Raw genomic sequence first — 12,222 nt, 5'->3', positions numbered from 1 at the left:
CAACATCGCGCGTTTCACAGGTGGCGCATGATAACGCAATGTTGGTATGTGTCCGGCTGTTCTATGTCACTTGGCTTTTAGCTTGCGCTCAATGGCGGCCATCAGCATTTCGCCGATGTTCGTACCAAATGCATTGTCGATCTCGCGAATACAGGTCGGGCTGGTGACGTTGATTTCAGTGAGGTTCTCACCAATTACGTCCAGTCCGACAAACAGCAGGCCTTTTTCCCGCAGGGTCGGACCGACTTGAGCGGCGATCCAGCGGTCCTTGTCCGACAACGGCCGCGCTTCACCGCGACCACCGGCGGCCAGGTTGCCACGGGTCTCGCCGGCTGCCGGGATGCGCGCCAGGCAGTAATCCACCGGCTCGCCGTCGATCATCAGGATGCGCTTGTCACCGTCCTTGATCGCCGGCAGGTAGGCCTGGCCCATGATCTGCTGGGTGCCCAGGGCGGTCAGGGTTTCGAGGATCACCGACAGGTTCGGGTCGCCGGCGCGGTGACGGAAGATCGAGGTGCCGCCCATGCCGTCCAGCGGCTTGAGGATCACGTCGCCATGCTTGGCGGCGAATTCACGCAGTACATCGGCGCGGCGGCTGACCACGGTCGGTGGTGTGCACTGCGGGAACAGGGTGGCGAACAGCTTTTCATTGCAGTCACGCAGGCTTTGCGGCTTGTTGACGATCAACACGCCGGCCCGTTCGGCTTGCTCCAGCAGGTAGGTGGAGTACACAAATTCCATGTCGAACGGCGGATCCTTGCGCATCAGGATCACGTCGAGGTCGCTAAGGGGGCTGTCGATTTCGTCAGAAAGCTCGAACCACTTCTCGGGGTTGGCGAACACCTGCAGCGGGCGCATGCGTGCGCGGGCCTCGCCTTCACCCTGGTAAAGGTCGCGCTGCTCCATATAGAACAAGGTCCAGCCGCGGGCCTGGGCGGCCAGGAGCATGGCCAGCGAACTGTCCTTTTTATAGGAAATGCTGGCGATAGGGTCCATGACAATGCCGACGCGAACGCTCATGGGGGATTTCCTCTAGCAAATTGGGGCGCATAAAAGTGGCGTCAGAGTGGCGCTGCGGCTGTTGTGGGTCAAGGAAAAACCACTGGGTGGGTGCCTCGATAGATTGCGCTTGGAGACTGTGCTAAAAAGGCTGGCACGGCGCAGCAGCCCTTGAATTCCAAGGCTTGCGGCGTTCATCCTGTGCAACATCAGGCAGTACACACCGAAAACCGATTCGCTGTGGCGATGGTAGAGCAGATATGGAACAGCATTCCAACGCCTTGAAGGTGATGGTGATCGACGATTCGAAAACGATCCGCCGCACCGCCGAGACGCTGTTGAAGAACATGGGGTGCGAGGTCATCACGGCGATCGACGGTTTCGACGCCCTGGCTCGTATTGTCGATCATCACCCGCACATTATCTTTGTCGACATCATGATGCCGCGCCTGGATGGCTACCAGACCTGCGCCCTGGTGAAGAACAACCCGGCGTTCAAGTCGATCCCGGTGATCATGCTGTCCTCCAAGGACGGCCTGTTCGACAAGGCCAAGGGGCGCATCGTGGGTGTCGATCAATTTTTGACCAAGCCTTTCAGCAAGGAAGAACTGCTGGGGGCGATCAAGGCCTATGTGCCTGGGTTCGCCGCAGTAGAACAAGCACACTGACGCCGCCTCACGAGGGCCGGCGCCGACCAATGTAGCGGGGAAAACCATGGCACGTGTTCTGATCGTCGACGATTCGCCGACTGAAATGTACAAACTCACCGGCATGCTGGAAAAGCATGGCCACCAGGTGCTCAAGGCCGAAAACGGCGCGGACGGCGTGGCCCTGGCCCGCCAGGAAAAGCCCGACGCGGTGTTGATGGATATCGTGATGCCCGGCCTCAACGGCTTCCAGGCCACGCGCCAGTTGTCCAAGGAGCCAGAAACCAACGGTATCCCGATTATCATCATCACCACCAAGGACCAGGAAACCGACAAGATCTGGGGCGCACGCCAGGGCGCCAAGGATTACCTGACCAAGCCTGTGGATGAAGAGACCCTGATTGCCACCCTGAACAAGGTGCTGGCCGGCTAAGGCTTGCGATCATGACCGAGTCGCAAACCGCCTTTGAGCTGTTGCTGGACATCGACCGCCGCTGCCGCTTGCTGGCCGCGGACCTGCCGTCCCAGGAAACGCGCCTGCAACGCTGGAGCGGCATCGCCTTCCGCGTCGGGCCAAACGCCTACGTGGCGCCCATGGGCGAAGTCGCGGAGGTGTTGCATGAGCCGCGCTGCACCTTGATGCCGGGGGTCAAACCCTGGGTCAAGGGCGTGGCCAACCTGCGCGGGCGCTTGCTGCCGGTGATGGACCTGGGCGGTTTCCTGGGCCTTGAGTTGTCCAGGGCGCGCAAGCAACGGCGGGTGCTGGTGGTGGAGTTCAACGACCTGTTTGTCGGGCTGCTGGTAGACGAGGTGGTAGGCATGCAGCATTTCCCATTGGACGCCTGGGTGGCGAGCACCGCCTCGAGCGCCCCGTTTATCCAGGGCCAGTTCGACGGCGAGCCGCAATGGCAAGTCTTCAGCCCCTTCGCCCTGGCCCAGGCCCCTGGCTTCATGGATGTTGCCGCATGAGTACCGCTACCACGCCCAAACCTCAGGCCGCTTCGCGCAGCCGTTCGCAGATCATCGTGCTGTTTATCGCCTTGATCGTGTTCATCATGTTGCTGTTCGCCAACTTCGCGTACCTCAACACCCAGTCCACCTACGATAAACAGTACATCGGCCACGCCGGTGAGCTGCGCGTGCTGTCCCAGCGCATCGCCAAGAACGCCACCGAGGCCGCTGCCGGGAAAGCGGCGGCGTTCAAGCTGCTGGGCGATGCGCGCAACGATTTTGCCCAGCGCTGGGGTTACCTGAAAAAAGGTGACCCGCAAACTGGCTTGCCGGCGGCGCCCAGTGCGGTGCGCGCCGAAATGCGGGCGGTGCAGACCGACTGGGAGGCGCTGCTCAAAAACACCGACGCCATCCTGGCCAGCGAGCAGACCGTATTGTCGTTGCACCAGGTGGCGGCGACCCTGGCCGAAACCGTGCCGCAACTGCAGATCGAGTCGGAAAAGGTCGTGGATATCCTGCTGCAACGCGGCGCCCCGGCCAGCCAAGTTGCCTTGGCCCAACGCCAGTCGCTGCTGGCCGAACGTATCCTGGGGGCGGTCAACACGGTGCTGGCGGGGGATGAAACCGCCGTGCAGGCCGCCGATGCCTTTGGCCGCGATGCCAACCGTTTTGGCGTGGTGCTCAATGGCATGCTCAACGGCAACCCGGGCCTGCGTATCACCCAGGTCGAAGACCCGGACGCCCGTGCGCGGCTGGCGGACATCGCCGAGCTGTTCGAATTTGTCTCCGGCTCCGTGGATGAAATTCTCGAGACCTCGCCACAGTTGTTCCAGGTGCGCGCCTCGGCGAGCAATATTTTCAACCTGTCGCAAACCTTGCTCGATGAAGCCTCGCACCTGGCCACGGGTTTTGAAAACCTCGCCAGCGGGCGCAGCTTCGACACCATCGGTGGTTACGTGCTGGGCTTGCTGGCGCTGGCCTCGATCATCCTGATCGGCCTGGTCATGGTGCGCGAGACCAACCGCCAACTGCATGAAACCGCGCAGAAGAACGAGCGCAACCAGAACGCGATCATGCGCCTGCTGGATGAAATCGAAGACCTGGCCGACGGCGACCTTACCGTCACCGCCTCGGTCACCGAAGACTTCACTGGCACCATCGCAGACTCCATCAACTATTCCGTGGACCAACTGCGCGACCTGGTCGCCACCATCAACCTCACTGCCGGGCAGGTCGCCGGTGCGGTGCAGGACACCCAGGCCACCGCCATGCACCTGGCCCAGGCATCGGAGCATCAGGCCCAGCAGATTGCCGAAGCGTCCACGGCGATCAACCAGATGGCGCAGTCCATTGACCAGGTATCGGCCAACGCGGCCGAATCCTCGGCGGTAGCTGAACGTTCGGTAGAGATCGCCAACAAAGGCAACGAGGTGGTGCACAACACCATCCACGGCATGGACAACATTCGCGAGCAGATCCAGGACACCGCCAAGCGCATCAAGCGTTTGGGCGAGTCGTCCCAGGAAATTGGCGACATCATCAGCCTGATCGACGATATCGCCGACCAGACCAATATCCTCGCCCTCAATGCCGCGATCCAGGCCAGCATGGCCGGTGACGCCGGGCGCGGTTTTGCGGTGGTGGCCGATGAAGTGCAACGGTTGGCCGAACGCTCCTCGGCGGCCACCCGGCAGATCGAAACCCTGGTGCGCACCATCCAGGCCGACACCAACGAAGCGGTGATCTCCATGGAACAGACCACCACGGAAGTGGTGCGCGGCGCGCGCCTGGCCCAGGACGCCGGGGTGGCGCTGGAAGAGATCGAAGGCGTGTCCAAAACCCTGGCGGCGCTGATCCAGAGTATTTCCAACGCGGCGCAGCAACAGACCTCATCGGCGGGGCAGATTTCCCTGACCATGAACGTGATCCAGCAGATCACCACCCAGACGTCGTCGGGTTCCACCGCCACCGCCGAAAGCATTGGTAACCTGGCGAAGATGGCCAGCCAGTTGCGCAGGTCAGTATCGGGTTTCACCTTGCCGCCGCCCAAGCAGGTCGATGATTGAAATACGACCTGAAGAACACCACAGTCCAACTGTGGGAGCTGGCTTGCCTGCGATAGCGGTCTGTCAGATACAGATATAGTGCTGACCCACCGCTATCGCAGGCAAGCCAGCTCCCACATCGGATCTCCATTGTTTGTGAGATACCAGCAACTCATGAATTCTAAGCGGAGCAGTTATGGTTGATCGGCACGACTACGTGGCCCTCGAATGGGTCAAGGGCGATATTGCCGAAACCCTGAAACAGGCCCGGTCGGCGCTGGACGCGTACGTTGAAACCCTTGACGACGACGCCCTCAACCAATGCCTGGCCGGTATCCACCAGGTGCATGGCGCGCTGCAAATGGTCGAGTTCTACGGCGCGGCGCTGCTGGCCGAAGAGATCGAAGAACTGGCCCTTGCGCTCCAGGCCGGGCACGTCGGCCAGCGCGATGAAAGTATCCGCCTGCTGCAACAAGCCCTCGGCCAATTGCCGCTGTACCTCGACCGCGTGCACAGTGCCCGCCGCGACCTGCCACTGGTGGTGCTGCCGCTGCTCAACGACCTGCGCAGCGCCCGTGGTGAAAGCCTGCTATCGGAAACCAGCCTGTTCAGCCCGCAACTGCTGTCGATCGAGCCGTTGCCTGAGCAAGCCCTGGCCCAACGGGCCACGCCGGATCTGCATGAGCAGTTGCGCCAATGGCGCCACCTGCTGCAACAAGCCCTCGCCGGGTTGCTGCGTGAAGACCACGGCCCCAGCAACCTGGAAGACATGGCGCGGGTGTTCGCACGCCTTGAAGCGCTGTGCCAGGGTGCGCCGCTGCTGCCGTTGTGGCAGGTCACCTCGGCGCTGGTCGAAGGCATGCTCACCGGCGTGGTCGCCAACAGCCCGGCGCTGCGCAGCCTGCTCAAGGCCAGCGACAAGCAACTCAAGCGCTTGCTGGTTCAAGGCATCAATGGCATCAACCAGCCGGCGCCGGACGACTTGCTCAAGAGCCTGCTGTTCTACGTCGCCAAAGTCACCCGGCCGACGCCGCGCATGCAAAGCCTGAAGGAACGCTACGGCTTGGACGAAGCCTTGCCCGACAGCGCCGTGGTCGACGCTGAACGTGCACGGCTGGCCGGGCCGGATCGCAATGCCATGGGCTCGGTGCTCGGCGCGTTGTGTGAGGAGCTGGTGCGGGTCAAGGAGCGCCTGGATCTGTTCGTGCGCAGTGATCGCCAGCACACCCAGGACCTCGACCCCTTGCTGGCGCCGCTGCGGCAGATCGCCGATACCCTTGCGGTACTGGGTTTCGGCCAGCCGCGCAAAGTGATCATCGACCAACTCGCTGTGGTGTTGAGCCTGGTCCAGGGGCAGCGCGAACCCAATGACGCGGTGTTGATGGATGTGGCCGGCGCGTTGTTGTATGTCGAAGCGACGTTGGCCGGGATGATCGGCACCGTCGAACCGCAAAGCCGTGAAGACAGCCGCTTGCCCACCACCGACCTGACCCAGATCCATCAGTTGGTGATTCGTGAGTCGTGCCAGTGCCTGCGCCAAGCCAAGGAACTGGTGATCGACTGCATTGAGGCTGATTGGGATCGTCAGCGCCTGGAGTCCTTGCCCGAGCTGCTGAGCCAGGTACGTGGTGCCCTGGCGATGATTCCCTTGCCGCGTGCGGCGAGCCTGATGCGCGGTTGCACCGACTACGTCGATGAGCAGTTGATGGTCAATGAAGCCGCCCCTTCGGCGACACAACTGGCGCATTTTGCCGAGGTGGTCAGTAGCCTGGAGTACTACCTCGAACGCATGCTTCAAGACCCTGACGCGGCAGGGGAAAAAGTGCTGGAGTTGGCCACCCAGGGCTTGAATACATTGGGCTACCTGCCGGTGGAAAAACCCTGGCGTCAGGCCCTGGTCGCGCCCGAGGGGGCACTGTCCTCCGAGGCCGTATCAAACCAATCCCAATTCGATGCCTTGGCCAGCCCTGCATCACGTCTCAACCCTCCGGCCTTGCAGCGTCCAGGCAGCCTGTTGCCGCCGCCGGCCGGCGAAGAACCGATTGACGATGAATTGCGCGAAGTCTTCCTTGAAGAAACCGATGAAGTCCTCGACGTGTTGCATCGCTACCTGCCCGACAGCGCGGACAAAGCCGCCCAGGGCGAAATGCGCCGCGCCTTCCATACCCTCAACGGTAGCGGCCGCATGGTGCGCGCCCTGGTGCTGGCCGAGCTGGCCTGGGCCGTGGAGAACCTGCTCAATCGCGTGCTGGAACGCAGCTTAGTCCTTGGCCCTGAGGTGCAGCAGGTGTTGGATGAGACCGTGGCCCTGCTGCCGGAGCTGATCGCCGATTTTGCCAGCGACGATCAACGCCAGCGCGATGAAGCCGACGCCTTGGCCGCCCGTGCCCATGCCCTGGCCAGTGGCGCTGCAACGTCGACCACCGAGCCCCATGACCCAATGCTGCTGGAGATCTTCCGCAACGAAGCCCAGGGCCATCTGGACAGCCTCGGCCACTTCCTGCAACAGGCCGCCGAGCAGGTGCCGCTGCAGGTCAGCGATGAACTGCAACGCGCCTTGCACACCCTCAAGGGCAGCGCCTACATGGCTGGCGTGTTGCCCATCGCCGAGCTGGCGCGCCCGCTGGATCACCTCACCCGTGAGTACAAGGCCCACCGCCTGCCGCTGGACAAGGACGAAGTGGCGTTGTTGCTTGAGGCACAGGGGCTGTTCCAGCGCGGGGTGCGTGACCTGGACAACAATCCCCTGGCACCGATCCACGGTGCGGCCAGCGTGATCAGCCGCACCCAACACCTGCTGGAGCATCAACTTGCCGCCTTGCTCGACGCGCCCACGACCGGCCTGCGCGTCAAGCGTGACCCGCACTTGATCACCAACTTCCTGGCCCAGGGCATGGACATCCTGCTCGACGCCGAAAGCCTGCTGCGCCGCTGGCAGCAGCACCCCGGCGACCGTCAGGAGCTCACGGCATTGCTGGACGAGCTGACTACGTTGGGCGAGGGCGCTCACCTTGCCGACCTGCACCCTATCGACGCGTTGTGCGAGGCCTTGCTCGACCTGTATGGCGCGGTAGAAGAAAGCAGCCTGGCGGTCAGCGCCCGGTTCTTCCACGAGGCTGAACAGGCCCACGACGCGCTGATCAACATGCTCGACCAGTTGGCCGCCGGCCAGGAAATCAGCCCCGCGCCCGCACGGCTGCAGGCGTTGCGCGAGTTGCTGGACGAAGCCTTGGACCCGTCCGCCACGGGCCTGATCAAAAGCGACGGCAGCCGCGCCCTGAGTATCTCCGAGTTGGGCGCGGCTACTGCGCAGTTGGATCACGCCACCGCGATGGACGACGAGATAGTCGAGATCTTTCTTGAAGAGGCCGTAGACATCCTCGACAGCGCCGGGCAGTCGCTCAAGCGCTGGTTGCTGGAACCCGAAAACGCCGCGCCCTTGTCCTCGTTGCAGCGGGACCTGCACACCCTCAAGGGCGGCGCACGCATGGCCGAAATCGACCCGGTGGGCGACTTGGCCCATGAGCTCGAATGCGTTTATGAGGGGCTGGTGGATCGCCGCTACAGTTATTCCGTGGAGCTGTCCCAGGCACTGATGGCCAGCCACGAACGCTTGGCCCAACAGTTGGACGAACTGCAACAGCAGCAACCCTTGAGTGACGGCGCCGAGCTGGTCGAAAGGTTGCGGGAGTTGCGCCAGGCCAGCAGCCCGGCAGCGCCGGCTGCGGTGGCAGCCGCCTCGGGTGCCGACCCGGAATTGCTGGATATCTTCCTCGAAGAAGCCACCGATATCCTCGACAGCTCAGGCAGCGCGTTAGTGCGCTGGCAGGGCGAGCCGGGCAATCGCCAGGAAGTGGAAACCCTGCTGCGGGACCTGCACACCCTCAAGGGCGGTGCGCGCATGGTCGAGATCGGGCCAATCGGCGATCTGGCCCATGAGCTGGAATTTCTTTACGAAGGGCTGTCCGCCGGTTTGCTCGCGCCGACCCCTGAGTTGTTCGCACTGCTGCAAGGCTGCCATGACCGCCTGGCGCAGATGATCGACGCCGTGGCCGAGGGTCTGCCGGTGGGTTCGGTGGATAAACTCATCGAGCGCATCAAGAGCCTGGTGCACCCCAGTGATGAGCCGGTCACACCGGTGGCGCTGCCGGCTGGCAAGGCCGAAGCGGTCACCGATCCGGCTGCCGACATGGTGAAAATCTCTGCCGACTTGCTCGATGACCTGGTCAACCTCGCCGGCGAAACCTCGATCTTCCGTGGGCGGATCGAGCAGCAAGTCAAGGATGCGCGCATTGCCTTGAGTGAGATGGAAACCACCATCGAGCGCATGCGCGACCAGCTGCGCCGGCTCGACAGCGAAACCCAGGGCCGCCTCCTGAGCCGCCAGCAAGCCGAGGCCGAACGCCTGGGCTACGAAGAGTTCGATCCGCTGGAAATGGACCGCCATTCGCAGCTGCAACAGCTGGCCCGTGCGCTGTCCGAATCTGCCTCCGACCTGCTCGACCTCAAGGACACCCTTGAGCGCCGCAACCAGGATGCCCACAACCTGCTGCAGCAACAGGCGCGTATCAACACCGAGTTGCAGGAAGGCCTGATGCGCACGCGCATGGTGCCTTTCGAGCGCATGTTGCCACGCCTCAAGCGCATCGTGCGGCAAGTGGCGGGCGAGTTGGGCAAGGACGTGGAGTTTATCGTCGGCAATGCCGAAGGCGAGATGGACCGCAATGTGCTGGAGCGCATGGCGGCACCCTTGGAGCATATGCTGCGCAACGCCGTCGACCACGGCCTGGAGTCGCGCGAAGTGCGGCTGGCGGCGGGCAAACCGGAGAAGGGCCGCATCACCCTGGATCTGACCCACGAAGGCGGCGACATCGTCTTCGACATGCGCGACGACGGCGCCGGCGTGCCCCTCGAAGCGGTGCGACGCAAGGCGATCAAGCGCGGCCTGCTCGCGCCCCATCAAGAGATCAGCGACCGTGACGTGTTGCAGTTCATCCTGCAGCCGGGCTTTTCCACCGCCGAAAAAATCACCCAGATTTCCGGGCGCGGCGTGGGCATGGACGTGGTGCATGAAGAAGTGCGCCAGCTCGGCGGCTCCATGGTGATCGACTCGACGCCGGGCATGGGCGTGCATTTTCGCATTCGCCTGCCGTTTACCGTGTCGGTCAATCGTGCGCTGATGGTGCACTGCGCGGACGACCAATACGCGATCCCCCTCAACACCATCGAAGGCCTGGTGCGCGTGCTGCCCCACGAGTTGGCGGGGCACTACCAGCAAGACCCGGCGCACTATGAATATGGCGGCCAGCGCTACGAGTTGTTCTACCTCGGCGACCTGCTGCACACCGCCAGCCGCCCGAAACTGCTGGGCCAGTACCAGCCTGTGCCGGTGCTGCTGGTGCATTGCAATGAACGCCGCGTGGCGGTGCACGTGGATGCCATGGCCGGTACCCGCGAGATCGTGGTCAAGGGCTTGGGGCCGCAATTCTCCGGGGTGCAGGGCGTGACCGGCGCGACCATCCTGGGCGACGGCCATGTGGTGCTGATCATCGACCTGCTGGCGCACATCCGCGCTCGGCAACCGGCCTTGCCGGCCCAGGCGGTGGATGCGCCGCTGATCCTCAACGACCCACTGAAAAAACGCCCGCTGCTGGTGCTGGTGGTGGACGACTCGGTCACCGTGCGCAAAGTCACCAGCCGCCTGCTGGAGCGCAACGGCATGAACGTGCTCACCGCCAAGGACGGTATCGACGCCCTCGCCATCCTGGAAGAACACACCCCGGACCTGATGCTGCTCGACATCGAAATGCCGCGCATGGACGGCTTCGAAGTGGCCATTCAGATACGTAACGACCCACGCCTGATGCGCTTGCCGATCATCATGATCACCTCACGCACCGGCCAGAAACACCGCGACCGCGCCATGGCCATTGGCGTCAACGACTACCTCGGCAAGCCGTACCAAGAGTCGGTGCTGCTGGAGAGCATCGCCTATTGGAGCAAGTCCCATGCTTGAACACCGCACCAGCCAACTCACCGGCCTGCTACTGCCCCTGGCCGACCGCCACCTGGTGTTGCCCAACGTTGCCGTCGCCGAACTGATCGACTTTCAGCGCGGCGAACCGGCCAGTGACGCGCCGCCGTGGTACCTGCGGCAGGTCACGTGGCGCGATCGACAGATTCCGCTGATCAGCTTTGAAGCGGCCTGCGGCGAAGCCAGCATGACGGGCGAACGCTCACGCATCGTGGTGTTGAATGCACTGGGCGGGCGGCCGACCTTGAAGTTCATTGCTCTAGTGATCCAGGGTATTCCCCGTTCGTACAAGCTCGATAGCGAATTGAGCTACGTGGACGTGCCCCTGTGCCCGCTGGAACTGGCGGCGGTGCAAGTGGGCGAGCAGGTGGCGAAGGTGCCGGACTTGATGGGGCTTGAAGCGCTGCTGGTAGAGTCCGGCCTGGCCTGATCCTGAGCCCTATGAAGATCTACTGTGGGAGCTGGCTTGCCTGCGATAGCGGTGTTTCTGTCACTGCATCAAGCACTGACCCACCGCCATCGCAGGCAAGCCAGCTCCCACACTGAGCTGCGCTCATTTCCAGGTTTCAATCAATCCGCGCAAACCGTTCAATCACTGGCTGCTCCCGATGCTCGGCCTGCCATAAGTCGTAGGCACTTTGCATCGACAACCATAACTGGGCTTTACTCACGCCAGCCCGTTCCAACCGAACGGCAAGGTCCGGGCTGACCGGGGCGTGGCCATGCAGGATCCTTGAAAAAGTCTCACGGGCGAAACCAAGGCGTCGCGCCATCTCGGTAATGGTGATACCCAAGGCTGGGATAACGTCCTCAAGTAAAATTTCACCTGGGTGAGGTGGGTTGTGCATCGGCATGTTGGTGCGTCCTTCGACTATGGGCATTCAACCGTGAAGGCTAGAAGGACCAGTTCCAAGCAACAACCCCAAAACGCTGTATGAAACTTCCTGCATGCCCTTCGACATAAAAGGCTTCGGATTTTTCCTGCAAGATTTTGGGCCGTGCATGAACTAGTGGTGAGAGGTCCGCACGCCTAGTCTTCGTCCCGTCATCGCAAAAAACGCTGACACGGACGTGCAGGTCCGGTTACATGTCGGCGCACCAACGCCCATAGCCATTCAACGGGCGTTTTTTATGCCTGCTGTACTCGTTATGGCGGCTGTGCGTGGGAGATTCTTCGGAGTCTGCCGGGGTCCGATATGCCCGGTCTTGCACACCTGCGTACAGCTGCCACCTTGAGTCGCGTGCAAGCGGAAGAGGGTAGCTCCATCACATATCGGAGCTGTAAGTCATGGTCAAACCTACGCCCAATCCACCCCTTTTCACCGTAAACCCCCACCAAGACAACGAAACCCTGCTGGTCAATGCCAGCGAAACCCTGTCCTCGCTCAATGCGCTCACCTGCAACCTGGCCTTCGACCTGGACACTTCCCAGCGCGCCATCATGCTGGGGATCCAGCAAATGGCCGAGTTGGGGCAGTTGCTGATCGATAGCGCATTGGAGCAAGTCAGCCCGTCCCCAGCTTCTTGAAACGGCCCCAATCAGGGA

The 12,222-nt window shown here is 62.5% G+C and carries 9 protein-coding genes; 7 read left to right on the top strand and 2 right to left on the bottom strand.

Features of this window, described 5'->3' with window-relative positions:
• Nucleotides 1-66: 66 nt before the first annotated feature.
• Nucleotides 67-1,020 (bottom strand): glutathione synthase, encoded by a 954-nt coding sequence (gene gshB, locus AB4P90_RS27675; protein WP_020301918.1) that lies wholly within the window; start codon nucleotides 1,018-1,020, stop codon nucleotides 67-69.
• A gap of 239 nt (nucleotides 1,021-1,259) precedes the next feature.
• Here gshB and pilG point away from each other — a divergent pair, with 239 nt between their 5' ends.
• From pilG to AB4P90_RS27645, 6 genes are all read left to right on the top strand, one after another.
• Nucleotides 1,260-1,667 carry a twitching motility response regulator PilG gene (gene pilG, locus AB4P90_RS27670; protein ID WP_014720321.1) on the top strand — a complete coding sequence of 136 codons (408 nt, stop codon included), beginning with the start codon at nucleotides 1,260-1,262 and terminating at the stop codon, nucleotides 1,665-1,667.
• Between the two features lie 46 nt (nucleotides 1,668-1,713).
• A complete protein-coding gene (gene pilH / locus AB4P90_RS27665; protein ID WP_014720320.1) occupies nucleotides 1,714-2,079 on the top strand; it encodes a twitching motility response regulator PilH in 366 nt (121 codons plus the stop codon).
• A gap of 11 nt (nucleotides 2,080-2,090) precedes the next feature.
• Nucleotides 2,091-2,615: a chemotaxis protein CheW gene (locus tag AB4P90_RS27660; protein ID WP_020301917.1), complete on the top strand. Its 525-nt coding sequence runs from the start codon at nucleotides 2,091-2,093 to the stop codon at nucleotides 2,613-2,615.
• Complete coding sequence (locus AB4P90_RS27655; protein ID WP_014720318.1) at nucleotides 2,612-4,663, top strand: methyl-accepting chemotaxis protein; 2,052 nt, start codon at nucleotides 2,612-2,614, stop codon at nucleotides 4,661-4,663. Before AB4P90_RS27660 ends, AB4P90_RS27655 begins: the two co-directional genes overlap by 4 nt.
• 175 nt (nucleotides 4,664-4,838) lie before the next feature.
• The gene (locus tag AB4P90_RS27650) at nucleotides 4,839-10,658 is read left to right on the top strand and encodes an Hpt domain-containing protein (protein ID WP_395605520.1); all 5,820 of its coding nucleotides are present in this window, start codon (nucleotides 4,839-4,841) and stop codon (nucleotides 10,656-10,658) included.
• Nucleotides 10,651-11,106 (top strand): chemotaxis protein CheW, encoded by a 456-nt coding sequence (locus AB4P90_RS27645; protein WP_003195048.1) that lies wholly within the window; start codon nucleotides 10,651-10,653, stop codon nucleotides 11,104-11,106. Before AB4P90_RS27650 ends, AB4P90_RS27645 begins: the two co-directional genes overlap by 8 nt.
• Nucleotides 11,107-11,242: 136 nt before the next feature.
• Here AB4P90_RS27645 and AB4P90_RS27640 read toward each other — a convergent pair whose 3' ends face one another.
• Nucleotides 11,243-11,530 (bottom strand): HigA family addiction module antitoxin, encoded by a 288-nt coding sequence (locus AB4P90_RS27640; RefSeq protein ID WP_005792245.1) that lies wholly within the window; start codon nucleotides 11,528-11,530, stop codon nucleotides 11,243-11,245.
• Nucleotides 11,531-11,964: 434 nt separating this feature from the next.
• On the opposite strand from AB4P90_RS27640, the gene AB4P90_RS27635 reads away from it, so the two are divergent.
• Nucleotides 11,965-12,204: a DUF6124 family protein gene (locus tag AB4P90_RS27635; RefSeq protein ID WP_019817747.1), complete on the top strand. Its 240-nt coding sequence runs from the start codon at nucleotides 11,965-11,967 to the stop codon at nucleotides 12,202-12,204.
• Nucleotides 12,205-12,222: the final 18 nt, after the last annotated feature.

It is taken from the genome of Pseudomonas sp. B16120 (assembly GCF_044218845.1).
Lineage (GTDB): Bacteria > Pseudomonadota > Gammaproteobacteria > Pseudomonadales > Pseudomonadaceae > Aquipseudomonas > Aquipseudomonas paracarnis.
This window is presented reverse-complemented; position numbering and strand designations above follow the sequence as displayed.